The 22,180-nt window shown below is 70.4% G+C and carries 17 protein-coding genes; 5 read left to right on the plus strand and 12 right to left on the minus strand.

The window, feature by feature from the left end; genetic code table 11:
- Nucleotides 1-16: 16 nt before the first annotated feature.
- Both BMW88_RS14260 and ccrA read right to left on the minus strand, forming a co-directional pair.
- Entirely contained in the window at nt 17-1,231 is a 1,215-nt protein-coding gene (locus BMW88_RS14260; protein WP_089951178.1) for a cytochrome P450, read from the minus strand.
- 15 nt (nt 1,232-1,246) lie between these two features.
- A complete protein-coding gene (ccrA, locus tag BMW88_RS14265; protein ID WP_089951179.1) occupies nt 1,247-2,566 on the minus strand; it encodes a crotonyl-CoA carboxylase/reductase in 1,320 nt (439 codons plus the stop codon).
- A 157-nt stretch (nt 2,567-2,723) separates the two neighbouring features.
- On the opposite strand from ccrA, the gene BMW88_RS14270 reads away from it, so the two are divergent.
- Nucleotides 2,724-4,451, plus strand: coding sequence for an ABC transporter ATP-binding protein (locus tag BMW88_RS14270; protein WP_089951180.1), 1,728 nt, complete (start codon nt 2,724-2,726; stop codon nt 4,449-4,451).
- Nucleotides 4,448-6,334: an ABC transporter ATP-binding protein gene (locus BMW88_RS14275; RefSeq protein WP_089951181.1), complete on the plus strand. Its 1,887-nt coding sequence runs from the start codon at nt 4,448-4,450 to the stop codon at nt 6,332-6,334. Before BMW88_RS14270 ends, BMW88_RS14275 begins: the two co-directional genes overlap by 4 nt.
- Here the strand turns inward: BMW88_RS14275 and BMW88_RS14280 are convergent.
- The 3 genes from BMW88_RS14280 to BMW88_RS14290 form a co-directional block, all read right to left on the minus strand.
- A complete protein-coding gene (locus BMW88_RS14280; protein WP_089951182.1) occupies nt 6,326-6,967 on the minus strand; it encodes a maleylpyruvate isomerase N-terminal domain-containing protein in 642 nt (213 codons plus the stop codon). The genes BMW88_RS14275 and BMW88_RS14280 overlap by 9 nt on opposite strands.
- A 41-nt stretch (nt 6,968-7,008) precedes the next feature.
- Nucleotides 7,009-8,046, minus strand: coding sequence for a GDP-mannose 4,6-dehydratase (locus BMW88_RS14285; protein ID WP_089951183.1), 1,038 nt, complete (start codon nt 8,044-8,046; stop codon nt 7,009-7,011).
- A 72-nt stretch (nt 8,047-8,118) separates the two neighbouring features.
- On the minus strand, nt 8,119-8,862 hold the full coding sequence (locus BMW88_RS14290; protein WP_245777775.1) for a thioesterase II family protein: 744 nt from the start codon (nt 8,860-8,862) through the stop codon (nt 8,119-8,121).
- A gap of 60 nt (nt 8,863-8,922) precedes the next feature.
- Here BMW88_RS14290 and ligD point away from each other — a divergent pair, with 60 nt between their 5' ends.
- Nucleotides 8,923-9,867, plus strand: coding sequence for a non-homologous end-joining DNA ligase (gene ligD / locus BMW88_RS14295; protein ID WP_089951184.1), 945 nt, complete (start codon nt 8,923-8,925; stop codon nt 9,865-9,867).
- Entirely contained in the window at nt 9,857-10,771 is a 915-nt protein-coding gene (locus tag BMW88_RS14300; protein ID WP_089951185.1) for a DNA polymerase domain-containing protein, read from the plus strand. The genes ligD and BMW88_RS14300 overlap by 11 nt, the downstream gene beginning before the upstream one ends.
- Here the strand turns inward: BMW88_RS14300 and BMW88_RS14305 are convergent.
- The 7 genes from BMW88_RS14305 to BMW88_RS14335 all read right to left on the minus strand — a co-directional run bounded on the left by BMW88_RS14305 (nt 10,750) and on the right by BMW88_RS14335 (nt 21,602).
- Nucleotides 10,750-13,203: a caspase family protein gene (locus tag BMW88_RS14305; protein WP_089951186.1), complete on the minus strand. Its 2,454-nt coding sequence runs from the start codon at nt 13,201-13,203 to the stop codon at nt 10,750-10,752. The genes BMW88_RS14300 and BMW88_RS14305 overlap by 22 nt on opposite strands.
- Before the next feature lie 42 nt (nt 13,204-13,245).
- Nucleotides 13,246-14,124 carry a hypothetical protein gene (locus BMW88_RS14310; protein WP_089951187.1) on the minus strand — a complete coding sequence of 293 codons (879 nt, stop codon included), beginning with the start codon at nt 14,122-14,124 and terminating at the stop codon, nt 13,246-13,248.
- A gap of 70 nt (nt 14,125-14,194) precedes the next feature.
- The gene (locus BMW88_RS14315) at nt 14,195-15,886 is read right to left on the minus strand and encodes an ABC transporter family substrate-binding protein (RefSeq protein ID WP_245777776.1); all 1,692 of its coding nucleotides are present in this window, start codon (nt 15,884-15,886) and stop codon (nt 14,195-14,197) included.
- Nucleotides 15,887-15,972: 86 nt separating this feature from the next.
- Nucleotides 15,973-18,096: an ABC transporter ATP-binding protein gene (locus BMW88_RS14320; RefSeq protein WP_089951189.1), complete on the minus strand. Its 2,124-nt coding sequence runs from the start codon at nt 18,094-18,096 to the stop codon at nt 15,973-15,975.
- Nucleotides 18,096-19,073 (minus strand): ABC transporter permease, encoded by a 978-nt coding sequence (locus BMW88_RS14325; protein WP_218148059.1) that lies wholly within the window; start codon nt 19,071-19,073, stop codon nt 18,096-18,098. The genes BMW88_RS14320 and BMW88_RS14325 overlap by 1 nt, the downstream gene beginning before the upstream one ends.
- 16 nt (nt 19,074-19,089) lie before the next feature.
- On the minus strand, nt 19,090-20,052 hold the full coding sequence (locus tag BMW88_RS14330) for an ABC transporter permease (RefSeq protein ID WP_245777777.1): 963 nt from the start codon (nt 20,050-20,052) through the stop codon (nt 19,090-19,092).
- A 527-nt stretch (nt 20,053-20,579) separates the two neighbouring features.
- Nucleotides 20,580-21,602 carry a hypothetical protein gene (locus BMW88_RS14335; RefSeq protein ID WP_089951191.1) on the minus strand — a complete coding sequence of 341 codons (1,023 nt, stop codon included), beginning with the start codon at nt 21,600-21,602 and terminating at the stop codon, nt 20,580-20,582.
- Between the two features lie 18 nt (nt 21,603-21,620).
- Here BMW88_RS14335 and BMW88_RS14340 point away from each other — a divergent pair, with 18 nt between their 5' ends.
- Nucleotides 21,621-22,172, plus strand: a complete 552-nt coding sequence (locus tag BMW88_RS14340) for a DUF6886 family protein (RefSeq protein ID WP_089951192.1) — start codon at nt 21,621-21,623, stop codon at nt 22,170-22,172.
- The last annotated feature ends 8 nt before the right edge of the window (nt 22,173-22,180 follow it).

Raw genomic sequence — 22,180 nt, forward strand, 5'->3', positions numbered from 1 at the left:
TGACGGTGGAAAGCACTTACCAGGTAACGGGAAGCTCCCGCAGCGAGTAGACGATGGCGCCGTCGCGGAACCGCAGCTCCTCCGCCGGTTTCGCGAGCGCCAGCGTCGGGATGCGGGTGATCAGCGTCAGCAGCGCCACCTGGAGCTCCACCCTGGACAGGAACTTCGCGATGCAGCTGTGGATGCCGTGGCCGAACGCGAGCGGCGTCGAGTCCTTGCGCGTGATGTCCAGCGTGTCGGCGTCGGCGTAGACGGTCTCGTCGCGGTCCGCGGACGACAGCAGCGCGATGACGCCCTCCCCCGCCTTGATCGGCTGGCCGGCGATCTCCAGGTCCACCTTGGCGACCCGGCCGACCCCGCACTGCATCACGTTCTGGTGCCGCAGCAGTTCCTCGACCGCGCTGACGATCAGGTCGGGGTTCTCCCGCAGCTTCACGAGCTGGTCGGGGTGTTCGAGCAGCGTGAGGATGCTCAGCGCGATCGACGACGCCGTGGTGTCGTAGCCCGCGGACAGCAGCATCATGCCGATGACGACGGCTTCTTCCTGCTTCAGCTCGCCCGCGGCCATCTGGTTGACGACGAGGCGGCCGAGCACGTCGTCGGTCGGTTCCTTCTCCTTGCGCGCCACCAGCTTCGTCAGGTAGCCGAACAACGCGCCGGCGGCGGCGTCGCGGTGGCCCTGCGACGACGTGGTCTCGACCAGGGTGTTGATCCAGCGGCCGAACGCCAGCCGGTCCTTGTAGGGCACGCCGAGCAGCTCGCACACGACGGTCAGCGGGATCGGGCGTGCGAAGTGCGTGACGAGGTCGACCGGCTGCGGGCCCTTGAGCAGCGCGTCGATCCTCTCGTCCACCAGCTTCTGCACCGCGGGCCGGACTTCCTCGGCCTTCTTCTTGGTGAACATCGACATGATCATGCGTCGGTAGCGGGTGTGCTCCGGGTCGTCGACGGTGACGAACGCGCCCGGCTGCGGGTCGACCGGGAACAGGTACCGCGGGTAGCCGGGGTTCATCACCTCGGCGGAGAACCGTTCCGTGTCCGCCAGAAGAGCCCGCACGTCGGCGTACCTGGACACGAGCCACGCCGTGTCGCCCGCCGGTGTCGTCACCTTCTGCACCGGCCGGTCGGCCCGCAGCTTCGCGTACTCCGGCGGCAGGTCCAGCGGCCTGTGCGGGTCGCGGGCGAAGGGGAACGGGCACGCCGAGGTCGGCGCGAGTGCTTCTTGCGTCATCGCGGGAACCTTCGCTCAGGAGGTGCGGAACCGGTTGATCGCGTCGATGTTCCTGGCGCGCAGCTCGTGGTCGAGCACGCCGAGGCCTTCGGACGGCGCGAGGCACAGCACGCCGACCTTGCCCTGGTGCACGTTGCGGTGCACGTCGTGCGCGGCCTGTCCCGTGTCGTCCATCGAGTACACCTTGGACACCGTCGGGTGGATCTTCCCCTTGGCGATCAAGCGGTTCGCCTCCCACGCCTCGCGGTAGTTCGCGAAGTGCGACGAGATGATGTGCTTGAGGTTCATCCACAGGTAGCGGTTGTCGTACTGGTGCAGGTACCCGGACGTCGAGGCGCAGGTGACGATCTTGCCGCCCTTGCGCGCCACGAACACGCTGGCACCGAACGTTTCCCGGCCGGGGTGCTCGAACACGATGTCCGGGTCCTCACCGCCGGTCAGCTCGCGGATCTTCGCGCCGAACCGCTTCCACTCGCGCGGGTCCTGCTCCTGCTCGTTCTTCCAGAACCTGTAGCCCTCCGCGGAACGGTCGATGATCAGTTCCGCGCCCATCGAGCGGCAGATCTCGGCCTTCTCCGGCGAGGACACCACGCAGACCGGTGTGGCGCCGCCGTTGAGCGCGAACTGCGTGGCGTAGGAGCCCAGGCCGCCGGACGCGCCCCAGATGAGCACGATGTCGCCCTGCTTCATGTTGCCGCCGTTGACAGACACGAGCTGCCGGTAGGCCGTGGAGTTGACCAGACCGGGGGACGCGGCCTCCTCCCACGTCAGGTGCTCGGGCTTCGGCATCAGCTGGTTCGCCTTCACCAGCGCCAGCTCGGCGAGGCCGCCGAAGTTCGTCTCGAAGCCCCAGATCCGCTGCTGCGGGTCCAGCATCGTGTCGTTGTGGCCGTCCGGGCGCTCCAGCGGCACGTCCAGGCAGTGCGCGACCACCCGGTCACCCGGCTTCCACACGGTCACACCGGGCCCGACGCGCAGCACCACACCGGCGAGGTCGGAACCCACGACGTGGTACGGCAGGTCGTGCTTGCCGCCCAGCTTGCGGAGGAACCCGAACGTCGACAGCGGCTCGAAGATCGACGTCCACACGGTGTTGTAGTTGATCGCGGACGCCATCACGGCGACCAGCGCCTCACCGGGCGCCAGCTCCGGCGTGGCGACCTCCCGCACCTTCAACGACTTGCGCGGATCCTTCTCCCACGTCGGAAGGCCCGCGAACATCTCAGCGTCGCCCTCCTCGACCACGACCGCGCGGTAGCTCTCGGGCACCGGCAGCGCCTCGAAGTCCCGTGCCCCGGCACTGTCCGATTCGATGGCGCTGAGGATCTCGCTCATCGACGCCCGCCTCCCACTTGATCGGCAACGAAGCCACCGTAGGGGCGCGGGTGCTAGGGAATGCCCGAGACAACCGGCGGCGAAGTCTAGGGAAAGACGTCCCCGCCGGTCCGGTTCGCTGGGGCCCGATACCCACATCGCCCTCGGGGAGTGCCGTGTGCTCGTCAGATTCCTGAACCGCCACCTCCGGCCGTACCGGGGGATGCTCGTGCTCCTGGTGGCGCTGCAGCTGGTCCAGACGGCCGCGACCCTGCTGCTGCCCACGCTCAACGCGCGGATCATCGACAACGGCGTGCTGCGGGGCGACGCCGGCTACATCTGGGCCACCGGCGCCACCATGCTCGGCGTGGCCGCGGTGCAGATCGTCACCGCGAGCGGCGCGACGCTGCTGAGCTCCCGGGTCGCCGCCGGCCTCGGGCGCGACCTGCGCACCAGGGTGTTCGGCAGGGTCATGGCCCTGTCGGCGCGCGAGGTCGACGAGATCGGCCCGCCGTCGCTCATCACCAGGACCGTCAACGACGTCCAGCAGGTCCAGAGCATCGTGCTCACCACCGCCGACGTCGCCGTGTCGGCGATCATCATGTGCACCGGCGGCGTCGCCCTCGCGCTCGTGCAGGACGTGCCGGTGTCCACGATCCTGGTGGCGCTCGTCGTCATCGTGATCACCGCCCTCACGTTGAGCCTCAAGCAGCTCACGCCGTACTACGACGCCATCCAGAAGCACCTCGACCGCATCACCCACCTGCTGCGCGAGCAGATCACCGGTGTGCGGGTGATCCGGGCGTTCGTCCGCGACCCGCACGAACGCGCCCGCTTCGACACCACCAACCACCACCTGTACCGCACGTCGTTGCGGATCGGGCGGGCCATGACCTCGATGCCGGTGATGGTCATGACCATCATGAACGTGCTGACCGTCGCGATCATCTGGTTCTCCGGCCACCGCATCGACGAGGGCACCATGCAGCTCGGCGCGCTGCTCGCGCTGCTGTCCTACGTCGCGCTGATCATCATCGCGATCATCATGGCGACGATGGTGTTCACCGAGGCGCCGCGTGCCGCCGTGTCCGCGGCCCGCGTGGACGAGGTGCTGCGGGCCGAGTCGAGCGTCGTGGCCCCGCGCACCCCCGTCGCGGAGCTGCCCGCGCGTGGCCTGCTGGAGCTGCGCGGCGCCACGTTCGGCTACCCCGGCGCGGAGAAACCGGTGCTGCGCGACATCACCCTGACCGCCAGGCCCGGCGAGACGGTCGCGATCCTCGGCAGCACGGGCAGCGGCAAGTCGACCCTGCTGTCGCTCGCGCTGCGGCTCTACGACGTCACCGAGGGCCAGGTGCGCGTCGGCGGCGTCGACGTCCGCGACCTGGACCCGGTGGCACTGCACAGGATCGTCGGTTACGTGCCGCAGAAGGCGCATCTGTTCAGCGGCACCATCGCGTCGAACCTGCGCTACGGCAAGGAGGACGCGACCGACGAGGAGCTGTGGCACGCCCTGGAGATCGCGCAGGCCGCCGAGTTCGTCCGGCCGATCGGGCTCGACGCGCCGATCGCGCAGGGCGGCTCGAACGTCTCCGGCGGGCAGCGGCAGCGGCTCGCCATCGCGCGGACCCTCGTGCGGCGGCCCGAGATCTACCTGCTCGACGACTGCTTCTCCGCGCTCGACCTCGCCACCGAGGCCCGGCTGCGCGCCGCCCTGGACCGCGAGCTGCGCGACGCCACGATCCTGCTGGTGACGCAGCGGATCAGCACCGTCGAGGCGGCCTCGCGGATCATCGTGCTGGAGGACGGCCAGGTCGTCGGCTCCGGCACGCACGCCGAGCTGATCGGCACCAACCAGACCTACCGGGAGATCGCCCTCTCCCAGCCCGTGAGAGGTGCCGTCCGATGACGCTGCTCGCCGAACCCGACGCCCCGGCCGAGACCGGGGAAGCGAAGAAGCCCGGCACCACGACGAGGCTGTTCGGGCTGCTGCTGCCCTACCGGGGCAAGCTGGCCGTGATCGCGGTGCTCGCGGCCGTGACGATCGGGCTCAACCTGCTCGGCCCCATCCTGCTCGGCCGCGCGACCGACATCGTCTTCGCCGGCCTCGTGAGCCGCGGCCTGCCCGCCGGCGCCACCGAGGAGCAGGTCCTCGCCCAGCTGCGCGAACGGGGCGAGAACACGCTCGCCAACGTCATCAGCACCGTCGACGTCGTGCCGGGCCAGGGCGTCGACTTCGACGCGCTCGGCCGGCTGCTGCTGCTCATCCTCGCCCTGTACCTGATCGGGTCGATCTCGATGCTGGTGCAGGGCAGGCTCGTCGCGCACATCGTCCAGCACGCCGTCTTCTCGCTGCGCGCGGAGATCAACGCGAAGCTGACCCGGCTGCCGCTGTCCTACTTCGACCGCAACCCGCGCGGAGAGGTGCTGTCCCGCGTCTCCAACGACGTCGACAACCTGCAACGCACCGTGCAGCTCTCGATCGGCCAGATGCTCACCTCGATGCTGTCGGTCGTGGGCGTGCTCGCGATCATGCTGGCGATCTCCGTCGAGCTCGCCCTGCTGGTGCTGGTGTGCGTGCCGGTCGCGCTGGCGCTGGCCGCGTGGATCTCCCGGCGCGCGCGGCCGAGGTTCGCCGAGCAGTGGCAGTCGACCGGCGCGCTCAGCGCGCACGTCGAGGAGATGTACAGCGGCCACGCGCTGATCACCGCCTTCGGCCGCCAGGAGCAGGCCGCGCGGGAGTTCGCCGAGCGCAACGAGACCATGTACCGGTCGTCGTTCGGCGCACAGGCGATCTCCGGGCTGATCGGGCCCGCGACCCGGTTCGTCACCGACCTGAACTACGTGCTGGTCGCGGTCGCGGGCGCGCTGCGGGTGGCCGGCGGGACCGTGTCGATCGGTGACGTGCAGGCGTTCATCCAGTACTCCGGCATGTTCTCCCGGCCGATCATCGACGTCGCGAACTTCTCCGGACAGCTCCAGTCCGGCCTCGCGTCCGCCCGGCGGGTGTTCGAGCTGCTGGACGAGCCGGAGCAGCCGCCGGCGCCCGCCCGGCCCGCGACCGTCTCACCGGTCCGCGGCCACGTCGAGTTCTCGCACGTCTCCTTCCGCTACACGCCGGAGAAACCGCTCATCGACGACCTGTCGCTGACCGCGGCTCCCGGGCAGCTCGTCGCGATCGTCGGGCCGACCGGCGCGGGCAAGACGACGCTGGGCAACCTGCTGCTGCGGTTCTACGACCCCGACAGCGGCCGGATCCTGCTCGACGGCACGGACATCACCCGGCTGACCAGGGAGGAGCTCAGGTCCTCCATCGGCCTCGTCTCGCAGGACACGTGGCTGTTCCAGGGCACGATCGCGGAGAACATCGCCTACGGGCGCCCCGGCGCGACCCGCGAGGAGGTCGTCGAGGCCGCGCGGGCGATGTGCGTGGACCGGTTCGTGCGGGCGCTGCCCGACGGCTACGACACCGTGCTCGACGAGGAGCACGGCGGGCTGTCCGCGGGAGAACGGCAGCTCATCACACTGGCCCGCGCCTTCCTCGCCCAGCCGGCGATCCTGCTGCTGGACGAGGCGACGTCGTCGATCGACACGCGCACCGAGGTCCTCATCCAGCAGGCCATGGCGTCGCTGCGGGCGGGCAGGACGAGCTTCGTGATCGCGCACCGGCTGTCCACGATCCGCAACGCCGACCTGATCGTCGTGATGGACCGGGGCGCGGTGGTGGAGCGCGGCACGCACGAGGAGCTGATGGCGGCGAACGGCTTCTACGCCCGCCTGTACTCAGCCTAGGACGAACGGGATCGGCAGGTCACCCAGCTCGGCGCGCTCCGCCTCGGTCGGGGCGCGCCGGCCCGTCCCCACCAGCAGCACGTCCTCGTCGCTCCAGGAGGCCGGGAACGCGCCGGCGACGCGCTCCAGGACCTCGCGGCACCGGGCGAGCGGCTCCGGCGGCGGCCCGGCCACGTGCGGCAGGTGCAGGACGAGGTCGAGGTGGTGCAGCGTCCACTCCCAGACGTAGGCGCCCAGGTAGTCGGCCGTGCTGAGCACCATGTTCCGGGTGCTGACCTTGAGCGACGGGTCGGCGAGCTGCGCGGCCCGCACGGCGGCCTGCCCCACGTCGTCGACGTGGAACTTCAGCATCCACGGCTCGCCGTAGGCCGCGGCGAGCCGGACGGTCAGCGCCGACAGCGGATCGTCGGACGGCTCGTGCGCGACCCCCCAGTACGTCACCGAGTCGTGCGTGACCGGGTCCGCGGTGGGGGTCACCAGCGTGATCAGCACGTCCTGCGCGTCGATCACGAGATGGCACACCAGGTCCCGCACCAGCCAGCCCGCGCACCCCGACGGCTGCCCGAAGTCGTCGTCGGCGAGGCCGGCGACCGAGGTGAGGAGCGCCCCCAGCGCTCGCGAAAAAAGATCCACAGCCGCAAACTACAGCGGCTGTGGATCCTCGGGAGGGTGGTTCACCAGCTGGCGGCGGCCAGCAGATCGCCGTACTCGTGCTCGGTGGCGACGTGCTTGAGGTCGGCCTCCACCATCATCTTCATCAGCGACGAGAAGTCGACCTCGGGCTTCCAGCCCAGCTCACCGCGCACGCGGGTGGTGTCGGCGCACAGGATCTCGACCTCGGCCGGGCGCACGAGGACCGGGTCGATGTAGACGTAGTCCTCCCAGTTGAGTCCCACGTGCTCGAACGCCAGGCGCACCGCGTCGCGCACCGAGTGCATCTCGCCGGTGCCGACGACGTAGTCCTCCGGCTCGTCCTGCTGCAGCATCAGGTGCATGGCGCGCACGTAGTCGCCGGCGAAGCCCCAGTCGCGCAACGCGTCCAGGTTGCCCAGCGCCAGCTTGTCCTGCAGGCCCAGCTTGATCTTCGCGACACCGAGCGAGATCTTGCGGGTCACGAACTCCGCGCCGCGGCGCGGCGACTCGTGGTTGAACAGGATGCCGCCGACCGCGTACATGCCGAACGACTCGCGGTAGTTGCGGGTGATGAAGTGGCCGTAGGCCTTCGCCACGCCGTACGGGCTGCGGGGGTGGAAGATCGTGGTCTCGCGCTGCGGCGTCTCGGCGGCCTTGCCGAACATCTCCGACGACGACGCCTGGTAGAAGCGGATGTGCTTGCCGGAGGTGCCGTTGTTGCGGCTGCTGGACAGGCCGGAGACGATGCGGATGGCCTCGAGCATCCGCAGCACGCCCATCGCGTTGACCTCGGTGACGAGCTCGGCCTGCTGCCACGACATCGGCACGAACGAGATGGCGCCGAGGTTGTAGACCTCGTCGGGCTGCACGAGGTCCACAGCGGACACCAGTGATGCCTGGTCCATCAGGTCACCGTCCACGAAGGACAGCTCCGACATGAGCCGGGACACCCGCGACTTGCGGGGGTTCGCCTGTCCCCTGATGAGTCCCCACACCTGGTAGCCCTGCTTGAGCAGGTGCTCGGCGAGGTACGACCCGTCCTGCCCGGTGATCCCGGTGATCAGTGCGCGCCTGGTCATCCCGTTTCCTCTCATCACCTTTTGCGAAGGTCCGCAACGGGACGGACCTGGATCCCTTGTCACGCTAGGGGTTCAGGCACTAGGGGATTCGCCGGAAACGAGTGCCGCCACGGCCTGCCGGTGCTCGGTGAGGTAGAAGTGGCCGCCCGGGAACACGTGCATCGCGAACGCACCGGTCGTGCGCTCGCCCCACTGCCGCACCTCGTCGACGGCCGCCTTCGGGTCGGCGTCACCGGTCAGCGCGGTCAGCGGGCACGACAGGGCCGGTCCCGGCCGGTAGCGGTAGGTCTCGGCGGCCCGGTAGTCGGCGCGGATCGCCGGCAGCACCATCCGGACCAGCTCCTCGTCGTCGAACACGCGCGCGTCGGTGCCCGCGAGCCTGCGGACCTCCGCGACCAGGCCCGCGTCGTCGCGCTGGTGCACGCGGTCGTCGCGGACGATCTGCGGGGCGCGGCGGCCGGAGACGAACAGGTGGGCGGGCTCGGCGCGCAGGGCGACCTCGAACGCGATCATCGCGCCCATGCTGTGCCCGAACAGGCGCAGCGGGCGGTCGCGGTCCAGCAGCGGCGCGACCGCGTCGGCGAGCCGGCGGATGTCGTCGACCAGCGGTTCCGACCTGCGGTCCTGCCGTCCCGGGTACTGGACCGCGACGAGCTCGGCGCGGCCCGCGAAGTGCGGGACGAACGGCCGGTACCAGCTCGCCGCGCCACCCGCGTGCGGGAAGCACACGACCAGGGGCGCGTCGCCGGGCGCTTCGGTGAGCCGCCGCAGCCAGAGACCGGTGTCGTGGGGGCGGGTTTCGGATGTGGACGCCACGCCCGCAGGCAACCACGGTTCGAGCTGAGGAAACGACTGGAACGGGCTAGGTTGGACCGCATGGGCAAGTCCCCGGCTGTGGAGCTCGAGGTGGAGGACCGCGTCGTGCGGATCTCCAACCCCGACCGCGTCTACTTCCCCGCGCGCGGGGAGACGAAACTGGACCTCGCGCACTACTACCTGTCCGTCGGCGACGGGATCGTCCGCGCGCTGCGGGACCGGCCGTGCATGCTGCACCGCTTCCCCGAGGGCGTGACCGGCGAGAAGGTGCACCAGAAGAGGCTCCCGCACGGCGCGCCGCCGTGGGTGCGGACGGTGCGGGTGCACTTCCCGCGTTTCAACCGCCATGCGGACGAGCTCCGCGTCACGCACCTCGCGGACGTGATCTGGGCCGTGCAGATGTCCACTGTGGAGTTCCACCCGTGGAACTCGCGCGCGGCCGACACCGAGAAGCCCGACGAGTGGCGCATCGACCTCGACCCCGGCCCCGCGTGCCCGTTCGACCGGGTGCGGCGGGTGGCCCTGGTGGCGCAGGAGGTGCTGGCCGAGCTGGGCGCGACCGGGTTCCCGAAGACGTCCGGGTCGAAGGGGCTGCACGTCTACGTGCGGATCAAGCCCGACCACGGGTTCCAGGACGTGCGCAAGGCCGCCCTGGCGTTCGCGCACGAGGTCGAACGGCGTGCGCCCGGCGACGTCGAGACCACGTGGTGGCGCAAGGACCGCGACCCGTCGCTGGTCTTCGTGGACTACAACCAGAACACGCGTGACCGCACCATCGCGTCGGCCTACTCGGTGCGCGGCAACCCGGAGGCGACGGTGTCCACGCCGATCCGGTGGGACGAGATCGCGGACGTCGACCCGCGGGACCTCACCATCGCGACCGTGCCGAAGCGCTACGCCGAGCTGGGCGACCTGCACGCCGGGATCGACGACGCGGCCTGGTCGATCGAACCGCTGCTGGAGTGGGCCGCCCGAGACGAACTCGAGGTTCCCGATGAGCAGTAGCCAGATCAAGTTCTCCTCGCTCGACCAGCCGCTGTTCGGCGGCGCGGTCAAGGGCGACCTGGTGGAGTACCTGGACTTCGTCGCCGACAGGTTCGTGCCGGTGCTCGCCGGGCGGCCGCTGTCGGTGTGGCGGGTCCTGCGCGGCCAAGACCCGTTCATGCAGAAGAACGTCCCCAAGTACACGCCGGACTACGTCAAGACCGTCGAAGTCTGGGCGGAAGCGTCGCACCGCCAGATCAAGTACGCGTTGTGCGACGACAAGCAGACGCTGATGTGGTTCGCGAACCAGCGAGCCGTCGAGTACCACGTGCCGTTGTTCCTCGGCGACCACCAGACCCACATGGTGCTGGACGTCGACCCGCCCGAGGGCGCGGACTTCTCCGTCGTCGTCCAGGCCGCGTTCCTGATCCGGGAGGCGCTCGCGCAGGCGGGTCTGGAGGGCGCGGTGAAGACCAGCGGGGCCAAGGGCGTGCACATCTTCGTGCCGCTGGAGAAGCACGACCCGGACGACGTGGCGGCGGCGACGCGGGCGCTCGCGGCACGAGCGGAGGAGCTCGACCCCTCGCTCGCCACCACCGCCTACATCCGGGCGGAGCGGGGCGGGAAGGTGTTCCTCGACTCGACGCGGGCCTGGGGCGCCACGGTCGTCGCCGCCTACAGCCCGCGGCTGCGCGAGGGCCTGCCGATCTCGTTCCCGGTGCCGTGGGAGTCGCTGGCCGGCGTCTCCCCCGCCGACTTCACCGTGCGGACGCGGTTCGACGGTGACCCGTGGACGTCGTTGATGCCCGCTCCTCAGCGGTTGCCCGCCGACCTGATCGCGCAGGGGCACACCATCCCGGTGGCGCGCGTGGTGGCCATGCACGAGGGGAAGCGCCGCAAGAGTCAGCGGGAACGGGAGAAGTAGGCGGCGACCGCGGCCGCGAGCGGCAGCGCCACGTGGGCGACGGTGGTGAACGTCGGCTCGCTGGCCGACACGTACTCGTTGGCGCGGACCAGGAGCCCGGCGGCCACGACCAGGTAGGCGGCGCACCTTGCCGCCCCGCCGGCCAGCGTGGCCGCCAGAGGGACCACGACCAAGCCGGTCGCGCTCGCGTAGTGCACGTACGCCGGAGCGTCCGCCGCGAGGGTCAGAACCGCGTCGGACAGCAGGAGCACCGGCGCGACCGCGCCGAGCCACGCCCGCTCCCGCCCGATCCGGTAGGCGGCCAGCACGGTGAGGCCGATGGCGGCGACGAGGAACAGCAGGCCCGCGGTCTGACCGGTCAGCGCGTCTCCCTCGGCCCCGATCACGTACAGGCCCACCGCGCCGAGCACGCCACCGGCGACCGCGAGCCACCACGGCGTCGCCGCCAGCGCAGTCGCCACCGCCGCCGCCGCGATGCCGAACAGGAGAGACTGGTAGGTGCCGCCGCTGCCACCGAGCAGACCGGTCGTGCCCGCGAGCAGGCCCAGCGCGGCGCCGGGCAGCCACGGGTGGTCGCGGCAGCTCAGCGCGAACAGCGCCGCTGCCAGCGCCCACGGCCACACCACGGCGAACAGCGAGGTGTAATAGCTCATGTCGCCCAGGTGGCCGAGCACCCCGCCGGGGACCGTCACGAGGCCGATGACCACGAGCACCAGCGCGAGTCCTGCGGTCAGGCGCGGCAGTGCGGTCACGATGGGCGGGGCTGCGGGTGCGGCTCCGGACGCGGTGCCGGACGACGCGGTGCCGGACGACGCGGTGCCGGACGACGCGGTGCCGGACGACGCGGTGCCGGACGCGGTTCCCGGTATCCGGCTGCCGACCGAGCCCGACACGGCCGAGCCGGTGCCCGACGCGGTGAGCACGGTCTGCCCCGGCCTCGTCGGAATCGATCCCGCGTGGCCCCCTCCGGGGGAGACCGAGGTCCCCACTCCCAGCGTCTCACGCGGGGCGGACGGCGCCGGGCGGCGGAGATCGGCATCGGCCGGGTTGTCCACAGGCGGCGAGTAGTCCACAGATCGCGGGGCGGGCGTTGACACGGCGGCCGGTGCGCTGAACGTCGGGGGCTTCTCCCCCAGCGCCTCGCGTGCCGCGCCCGCCACCATGCGGCTGTCGTCGTCGGCCAGGCGCCGCAGCGCCAGGCGTGCCGCCAGCACGCGTCCCTCGTGCGCCACCGTCAGCATCCGGCGCAGCTCCGGTATCGCCCCGGCCCGCACGCCCGGCAGCGAGTGGTCGATCGCGTCCTGCAGCTCCGCGGGCAGCGCGGCGGGCACCGAGACCGGGCGGGCGCGGCGGGCGATGCGCAGGTCGCCTCGCACGTCGAGCATCCACTTGCCGGGGGTCTGGTGCGGCGTCACCCGGCGGACGCGGTCGTAGACGTAGTCGTAGAGCTCGTCCAGGCCCACGTGGCCGTCCTGGTCGCGGTCGGCGTCGCCCGTTTCCAAGCCCTCGACCAGGGCCGAGGTGAACACCGACGGCTCACCCCCGGACGCGTCGGCCACCGACGCGCCCTCGAAGGCGTACTCCATGGCCGACGAGGCGGTGATCACGGCGCGGCCGCTGCCGCCGAACTGCTCCTCGATGCCCACCGAGCCGCCGGCGCGGGCGACCATGCCGCGGCCGAACGCGCCGGAGTAGCAGCAGTCCAGCAGCAGCACGATGCGGCGGGAGCGGGAGCGGTTCATGCGGCGGGCCACGAAGTCCGCGGAGACGGCGGTGCCCGCGAGGCGGGAGAGCTTGGTGCCGGAGGTGGCGAAGTGCAGCTCGCCGGCCTCGTCCTTCACGCCGTGGCCGGAGAAGTGCAGGACCAGCAGGTCGTCGGGCTCGCGGTCGGCGAAGAAGTCCTCGACGGCCTCGTTCACCTCGGCGGCCGTGGGGTTGATCAGCGTCCGCACGTCGAACGCGCCGATGTGCGGGTCGGCGAGGACCTCGCCCAGCCGCGCGGCGTCGTGGGCGGGGGCGCGCAACGAGGCCAGGCCGGGGTCGGCGAACTCGTGGCTCGCGATGATCAGGGCGTGGCGGCCGAGGTGGCGGCCCAGCCACGCGGAACGGAGCGCCAGCTCCTCCTCGGTGGGGTCGCCGGTCAGCTCCAGGGGGTCGCCGTCCGCCTCGACGGTCACGGACCGCTCGCGGCGCTGGCCGAGCCACGCGGACACGGCGTTGATCAGCGCGGCCAGGACCGTGGACTGGGAGATCGTGGTCAGCAGGGTGCCGAGCTCGTTCATGTCGAAGGCCTTGGCGCCCTCGGGGGCGGCACCGGGCACCCCGGAGACGGCGACGAGCTCCTGCAGCTCGGCTCGCAGGAACGCGGTGAGCTGCTCGACGCGCTCGTCGTCGGCCCCGTCCTCGCGCACGCGCAGTGTGACGTCGGTCATAGCTGCCTCCCAGTGGAGAGGTCGCTCACCGGGGCCGGAGCATTACGACGGGTCAGATCCCCGGAACGCGCCCCACCACAGACCCAGCACGGCGGCGACCAGCGTAGCGGTGATCCAGCCCGTGAAACCACTGCCGTCCAGGTACGCCCAGAACAGGCCGACGAACGGTGCGGGCACCATGAACACCGCGTCGACGCGCAACTGGGGGCGCAGGCCGCGGGGCGCGCGGACCTCCGGGTCGGGGCGCGCGGGGTTGTCCAGCCGCCGGCCGCGCGGGTGCTTCGTCACGGCCCGGCCGGACGGGTAGAGCGTCACGCCGTCGACCACGGCGACCCGCCCGCCGCGCAGCTCGACGGACACCGGCGACGGCAGCGTCACGAGCACCGGGTCGTAGTAGACGGGCAGCCACCGCTCCACCGGGCCGTCGACCTCCAGCCACGACCGCACCATCAGGCCCGACTGCAACCGGATCCGCCGCACGGACGCGGTGACCGGTGCGGACCTCGCCGACCGGACGGCCAGCAGCACCCGCACCCCGCCGGCGACCAGCACGAGCAGCGCCACCGCGCAGGAGAACGTCACGCCGCCCAGCGCGCGGTCGGTCTCCAGCAACAGGTCGGAACCGGGGATCACCGCGCGGGAGGGGTCCGCGGGGTCGAACGCCACCTGCGTCTGCCGCCCGACGAACCGCGCCCCGTCCTCGTGGGGGACGCGCGCCGAGCCGGACGGCCACCGCACCTCGACCGCGCCGTCGGCGAACGAGACGACCGAACCGACCTCGCGTGCGGTCATGGCCGCCAGGGCTGCTCGTCCGTCCGAATAGGACAGCCAAGACAGCAGCGCGACCACGAGGCAGACGAACAGCACGATCGCCGTGGCGAGAACGCCGTGGCGCAGCGCGCGGACCCGGGAACGCAACACGAGAAGCTCCCAACAGAGAGAAACGGCCCGGCGGGGAGACCCGCCGGGCCGTTCGGCAGCTAACCGCAGATCACTCGGTGAAGCCCATGTGGATGTAGTCGTACGGGCGGTTCGCGTACGCGACGGCACCGAAGTTCGCCACGTTGCTCTTCACCGCGACCGCGCCGGGCAGCTGGTAGAGCGGGAGCTGGTGGCCCAGTTCCCAGATCTTCTTGTCGGCCTCGTTGGCGATCTCGAGGCGCTTGGTGTCGTCCAGCTCGCCGACCGCCTGCTCGAGCAGCTTGTTGACCTCTTCCGAACCGACGCGGCCGTAGTTCTGGTTGGTGCTGGCCGGGTCGAGGTAGTAGATGCCCTTGCTGTCCGAGATCGGCGTGGCCGAGGCCAGCCAGCGGAAGCCGGTCATGTCGAAGTTGCCGACGTTGACGTACTGCTTGAAGAAGTCGGTCGACGGCACGGCCTGGATGTCGACCTTGGCGCCGATCTCCTTGAGCTGCGACTGCGTGAGCTTCGCGATCTGGTCGGAGATGGGGTTCGGCGTCGGGATGACGTAGCGGATCGCCAGTTCCTTGCCGTCCTTCTTGCGGGTCTCGCCCTCGAGCTTCCAGCCCAGCTCGTCGAGCTGCTTCTTCGCCGCTTCCTTGTCGAACGCGGCCACGGCCGAGTTGTCCTTGTAGCCCGCGGAACCGAGCAGGAAGAAGTGGTTGCCGGTGACCTGGGCGTCACCCTTCAGCATCTGGCCGAGCAGGGCCTTGCTGATGACCTTGGTGTCGATGCCCCTCATCAGGGCGACGCGGAGCTTCGGGTCCTTGAGGACCGAGGACTCGGCGCCGTTGAAGGTGATGTGCGAGTAGTCCGGCGTGATCGCCTGGCGGATCGTCACACCCTGCATGCCCTTGGCGCGCGTGAAGTTGTCGACGCTCGAGCCGATGTCGAAGAAGTCGATCTGGCCGTTGGCGAGCGCGTCCGCGAGCGCGGGGCGGTCGACCTGGCGGAAGGTGATCTTCTCCAGCTTGGGCTTCTCACCCCACCACGCGGGGTCGCGCACGACCGTCACGAGCTTGGCGGTGCGGTCGATCGTGCCGATCTTGAACGGACCGCCGGTGATCTTCGGCGCGTCGGCCCAGCCCTTGTTGAACTCCTCGGCGGAGGAGGACATCGCCTTCGGGTAGAAGGGCGTGAACAGGCCCTTCCACTCGGCGAACTTCTTCTTGAAGGTGACCTTGACGTCCTGGTCGGTGGCGCCCTTCTCGACCTTCTCGATGTCCTCGTAGCCGGTGGTGCCGGCGACCTCGAAGGTCTTGTCGGTGCCGTTGAGGGACTTCCACATCGCCTCGAAGTCCTGCCACGACAGCGCGGTGCCGTCCGACCACTTGGCCTTCGGGTTGAGCTTGTACTCGAGGACCTGCGGGTCCGTGGAGGCGAGCTTCGCGTCCTCGAGGTAGTCCTTGTTGATCTCGAACGTCGCGTCGGGCTTCTGCTTGAACATGCCCGGCATCACCGTGTCGATCATGCGGCGGCCGTCGGCGTTGGTGCCGTCGAGCTGGTTGTAGTTCCAGTTGTCCGGCAACTGGTCGACCGGCCAGCGGAACTCGCCGCCGTCCTTGACCTTGGACGCGTCCTGCGGGTTGATGTCCGCCTGGCCGATCGCGTTCTCCGCGCCCTTGAGCCCGGAGTTGGCGTTGTTGCTGGGCCCCCCACACGCGGTTAGCGTGAGGGCGACCGCGACGAGCGCGGACACTCCCACCGTGGTACGTCGACTCACTGTCGTGAACCTCCCTCGTGCCCGGACACCAGTTGCCGGGGACACTGTTCCTTCGTGCTCGCAGGTCTGCTGAGGCGACGGATGCATCAGAGGACCTGACGGATCTGGGCGAAGTGGCAGGCGGCCTCGTGGTCGGGGGCCTGCGTCTCGCGCGGTGGTTCGACCTCGATGCACACGCGCTGCTTCTCCGGCGGCAGCGACGCGTGCAGGAAGCAGCGGGTGCGGAACCGGCAGCCGGACGGCGGGTTCGCCGGGCTCGGCAGGTCGCCGGTGAGCAGGATCCGCTCCCGCTGGCGCTCCTTGACGGGATCGGGGATCGGGATCGCCGACAGCAGCGCCTGCGTGTACGGGTGGCGCGGCGTGTCGAACACCGAGTCCACCTCGCCGATCTCGACGATCTTCCCGAGGTACATGACGGCCACCCGGTCGGCGATGTGGCGCACCACCGACAGGTCGTGGGCGACGAACAGGTAGGCCAGGCCCAGCTTGGACTTGAGCTCCTCCAGCAGGTTGATGACACCCGCCTGGATGGAGACGTCCAGCGCCGACACCGGCTCGTCGAGCACGACGAGCTTGGGCTCCAGCGCGAGCGCTCGCGCGATGCCGATGCGCTGGCGCTGACCGCCGGAGAACTCGCCGGGGTAGCGCGAGAGCTGCTCGGGACGCAGGCCGACGAGGCGCATCAGCTCCGGCACGCGCCGGTTGATCTCGTCCTTGCCGTAGCCGTGGACCTGCATGGGCTCGGCGATGCAGTCGTGGATCGTCAGGCGCGGGTCGAGTGACGCCATCGGGTCCTGGAACACCACCGACATGTCGCGGCGGATCTCGAACCGGCGCTTGGCGTCGATGGCCGACACGTTGGTGCCGAGCACCGAGATCTCGCCGCTCATCGGCTTCTGCAGGCCGAGGATCTCCATCAGCGTCGTGGTCTTGCCGCAGCCCGACTCGCCGACGAGGCCGAGGGTCTCGCCCTCGCGGATGTCGAACGAGATGCCCGCGACGGCGTGCACGGTGCCGACGCGGCGCTTGAAGACCACGCCCTTGTTGACCGCGTACTCCTTGACGAGCCGGTCGAGCTCCAGCACGGTCTCGCGCTGCTCGCGCGGCACCTTGGCGACCTGGGGCTCTCCGATCACCTCGGCGCCGAAGATCTCCACCGCGGCCTCGGCGCCCTCGGCGTCGGTCGCGGCGATCTCGTTGGTGCGGATGCAGGCGGCGCGGTGCTCGGCCGAGCCGTCCACGTCGAACAGCGGTGGCTCGGCGGTGTGGCAGGCGTCGACGACCATCGGGCAGCGCGGCGCGAACGGGCAGCCGGGCGGCAGGTCGGTGAGCGACGGCGGCTGGCCCTTGATGGGCACGAGCGCCTGCTTCTCGCCCACGTCGAGGCGCGGGATCGAGCCGAGCAGGCCGAGCGTGTACGGCATGCGCGGCTGCCGGTAGATGTCGTCGACCAGGCCGGTCTCGACGGCGCGGCCCGCGTACATGACCATCAGCCGGTCCGCGAACCCGGCGACGACGCCGAGGTCGTGGGTGATGATCACGATGCCCGCGCCGGTGACCTCCTGCGCGGTCTCGAGCAGCTGCAGCACCTGGGCCTGCACCGTCACGTCGAGCGCGGTGGTCGGCTCGTCGGCGATGATCAGGTCCGGGTCGTTGGCGATCGCCATCGCGATCACCGCGCGCTGCCGCATGCCGCCGGAGAACTCGTGCGGGAACGCCTTGGCGCGCTCGGCGGCGTTCGGGATGCCGACGAGGTCGAGCAGCTCGACGGCGCGGTTCGCGGCGGCCTGCTTGGACACCTTGCGGTGCACCAGGATGGCCTCGGCGATCTGGTCGCCGACGGTGTAGACCGGCGTCAGCGCCGACAGCGGGTCCTGGAACACCATCGAGATGCGCCGGCCGCGGATCTTCGACAGCTCCGCGTCGTTCTGGCCGATCAGCTCGCGGCCCTGGAACTTGATGGAACCGCTGATGCGCGCCGAGGACGGCAGCAGGCCCATGACGGCGAGCGACGACACGGACTTGCCGGAACCGGACTCGCCCACGATGCCGAGGACCTCGCCGGGCGAGACCTGGTAGCTCAGGCCGCGCACGGCCCGCACGCGGCCGGACTCGCTGGGGAAGGACACGTGGAGGTCCTCGACCTGCAGAACCGGTCCCTCGCCGGCCGGGTCGGCCGGCGCGTCGAACTGGAGCTCCGAGGTGGTCATCAGGCGGCCTTCTCCTTGGTGTCCTTCTTCTCCCTGCGGCGCACGCGCGTGGAGGTGGGGTCGAGCGCGTCGCGGAGCCCGTCGCCGACCCAGTTCACCGCCAGCACGAACACGACGAGGAAGCCCGCCGGGAACAGGAACAGCCACGGGAAGGTCGTCGCGGACTCGGCGTTGCCGCCGATCAGGGTGCCGAGCGAGACGTCGGGCGACTGGACGCCGAACCCGAAGTAGCTCAGACCCGTCTCGGCGAGCACGGCGGAACCGACGTTGATGGTCGCGTCGATGATGAGCAGCGACGCCATGTTCGGCACGATGTGCTTGGCGATGATCTTGCGCGCGGGCTGGCCCATGAACTTGGCCGCCTTCACGAACTCGCGTTCCTTGAGGGTCAGCGTCATGCCGCGCACGATGCGGGCGGTGATCATCCACTGGAACGCCGCCAGCATCAGCACCAGCAGGAACCACGACTTGCCGCGGAACCACGGGCTGAGGATCGCGATGATCAGGAACGACGGCAGCACGAGCAGGAGGTCGACCACCCACATGAGCGCCTTGTCGGCGACACCGAGGAAGTAGCCGGCCGCCGCGCCGACGATCGCGGCCACGGTGGTCGAGATCAGCGCCACGAGCAGGCCGATGATCAACGACTTCTGCAGGCCGCGCATGGTCAGCGCGAACATGTCGGTACCGATCTTGTCGGTGCCGAAGATGTGGTCGGCGTAGGGGGGCTCCAGGAACGCCGAGTAGTCCTGCTGGTCGTAGCTCCACTTCGACAGCAGCGGGCCCACGAACGCCATCAGGTACATCCCGATGATGACCACCAGGCCGACCAGCGCCAGCTTGTTGCGCATGAAGCGGATGAGCACGAGCCTGCCGCGCGTCATCGCCTTGCCCGGTTCGGGCGCCGCGTCGACCGGGCTGCCGGAGGCGGCGCCGGTGGTTCCCGCGGAGTCGCCCTCGTTGAGGATCACGGTCACGTCGTCGTCACCTTGCCTAGTTCACGCGGATTCGGGGGTCGAGCGCGGCGTACAGCACGTCGGCGAGCCAACCGGAGAACAACACGCACACCGCGACGAACAGCGTCACCGTCGCCGTCACGTTCGTGTCCTGCGCCGAGATGCCGGTGACGAGCCAGTCACCCATGCCGAACCAGCCGAAGATCCGTTCGGTGAACGTGCCACCGACGACGAGCAGGCCGAACCCGAACGCGAACAGCGTCGCCATCGGGATCAGCGCGGTGCGCAGACCGTGCTTGAACAGCGCCCGGCGGCGGGTGAGGCCCTTGGCCTGGGCGGTGCGCAGGAAGTCGCTGCCGAGCACGTCGAGCATCGACGAGCGCTGGTAGCGGCTGTAGTAGGCGATCTGGCCGAGGGCGATCGCGAGCGTCGGCACGATGAGGTGCTGCAGGCGGTCGCCGAGGTGTTCGAACCAGTTGCCCTGGAAGCCCGGCGTCGTCTCACCCACGAAGATCAGCACGTTGGAGCCGACCGCGTCGTTGACGCCCTGCGCGCCCATCTTCAGCAGCGTGCCCAGCACGAACACCGGCGTGGACAGCAGTATGAAGCTGAACAGGGTCGCGAAGTAGTCGCTGAACTTGTACTGCCTGATCGCGCTCACCACGCCCAGCAGCACGCCGAACAGGATGCCGATCGTGATGCCGAGCAGGAACAGCCGCAGGCTCACGCCGATGCGCCGCCCGAGCTCGTCGGTGATCGGCCGGTCCGTGATGGTGCGGCCGAAGTCGCCCTGCACCACGCCGCCCATCCACGTGACGAACCGCTGCGGGATCGGCTGGTCGAGGTGGAGGTCTCGTTTCTTCGCCTCGATCGACGCAGCCGGTGGCGGCGGGTTGCGCTGCTGCAGCACCCCGATCGGGTCGAACGTGACGGAGGCCAACGTGAACGCGAGGAACGTCGCCACCAAGGCGAGCACCACGTAGTTGACCAACCGTCGCAACAGAAATCCGGCCACCCGTGTTCAGTCCTCTCCCCGGTGGTTGCGACGTCGGCTCACTGGATTGCAGTGGACGAGTTGCAAGAGGTTAACCGCCGATCCGGCGGACCGCTGCCCACCCCCACCATTCGCGAGGCCCGCTGACCGGGTCATAGTCACCCACGCGTGCTGGAAAGGACGGGCGAACTGCCGCATCAACAGTTGACTCTCGGCAATTGTGTGTCCAAGCGTGACCATTGTGCGTCCGGATCGCTGTATTCAGCGTGAAGTTCTGCCCCGCCACGATCTACTTGACGCATCCGGGTGAATGCATTGACCGGTAGACGTGGGACAAGCAGCGCAATGTGATCCGAAACCGGCATCACGCTGCGGAGCCATTCATGTCGGCACCGTCACTGCATCGATGCGGAGCAGCGCCGCGCTCCGACCGGCCCAGGACCCACTGGACCGAACGTCGTGAAGCACATCACACCTCGCGGAGAACAGCTCGCCCGCGACCGGACCCAGCGCCCCCAGGTGGCGGCGGGCGGCTAGCCGGCTCGCCAGAGCCGGCCTCCGGCGACCACGAACACCCCATCGCCGGCCTTCTCCACGGCCACGACCTCGCCGGAGGGCCCGTCCGCCGGTCGCTCGTCCTTTTCGGACACGAGCCGCACGCCGCCGTGGTCGACGAAGAGCGTCGGGGTGCCGTGCAGCGGCACGGGCGCGGTGAGGGGCTGGTCGTCGGAAACCGGGACGTCCGGCGTCGTCAGCTTCTTCCAGCCGGGACCCGTCCACCAGGCGAGCTTGCCCTTGCTGCGCCCGACGACGTGGCAGGTGCCGTCCCAGCAGCGGGCCGCCAGCGCGGCGTCGCCGTCCGGGAGCGTGGCCGTGGTCCACGTCGTGCCGTCGAACCGCCAGACCGCGGCGCTGACGGCGCCGCTGGCGATCTGCCAGCCCACGACCAGCGCGCCGTCGCCGTCGGGCGTCACGGCGAGCGGGAAGCGGAGCAGCTCCGGCGAGCTCTCCAGCACGGTGCCGCCGGACGGCTGACGGCTCCACGTGTCCGCCGCGTAGGTCCACACCGCGATGTCGAGGCCGGCCTTGGCGCTCTGCCAGGTGCCGATGATCAACGGGCCCTGCTTCGTGCGGACCGGGCCGATCAGCTCACCGGCGCCGTAGCCGCCGAACGTGCTGAAGCCCTGCGGCTTCTCGACGATCTGGCGGGTGTCACCGGTCCAGGCGCTCCACCGGACGTTGCCGTGCGCGCCGCCGCGTTCGCCGCCCACGCCGGTGATCGTGGCTCCGTCGGAGGAGATCCCGTACCAGTGCGCTTCCCTTCCGTACGGGGTGGCCGGGGTCAGCCTGGCGTTGGTGAGCGTGCCGTCGGCGGCGCGCAGGACCACCTCCGGGTGGTCGGCCGGGCGGGTGCCGATCACCAGCACGTCGCCGTGCGCGGCCAGCGCCTCCGGTGTGGCCGTGAGGTCGACGGCGGTGAAGCCCGCCGAGTCGTTCCCGCCGCCGGAGGAGCACCCGGCGAGGACCAGCACAACCGCGAGCGTCAGCCTCCGCATGCGGGCCAGTATGACCACATGCGCCCCGAACCCGGCCAGGTGTTGCACTTCTCCGAAGACCCCTCGATCACCCGCTTCGTCCCGCACCTCGCCGCCACCGCGCGGCAGCCCGGCGAGTACGTCCGGGCGGTGGACGCGCGGCGCTGTCCCGACTACTGGTTTCCCCGCCAGTGCCCGCGGGTGATGGCGTGGACGGGTCCCGGTTCGTCCGCGGCCGACCGCGACCGGATCGTCGGACCCGGCTGCGGTGAGAGGGTGCACGCCGTCGAGTACGGGTGGCTGGAACGCATGCGGACCGTCGAGCTGTACGCCTACCGGTTCGACGCCGCGCCGTTCCGGCCGTTCGAGGCGGACGGGGGAGGAGGCGGGTCCGCGGTGGTGGCGACCGAGCCGGTCGTGCCGCTGGGCCCGGCCGAACGGGTGGGCGACCTGTTCGCGCTGCACGAGGAGGCGGGGATCGCGCTGCGGGTGCTGCCCCGGTTGTGGCCGTTCTGCGACGAGGTCACGCGCAGTTCGCTCCAGTGGAGCGGCATCCGGTTGCGCAACGCCCTGCCGTCGCAGGGGGGATGACCGGGCTC

This window comes from Lentzea xinjiangensis, from assembly GCF_900110955.1.
Classification (GTDB): domain Bacteria; phylum Actinomycetota; class Actinomycetes; order Mycobacteriales; family Pseudonocardiaceae; genus Lentzea; species Lentzea xinjiangensis.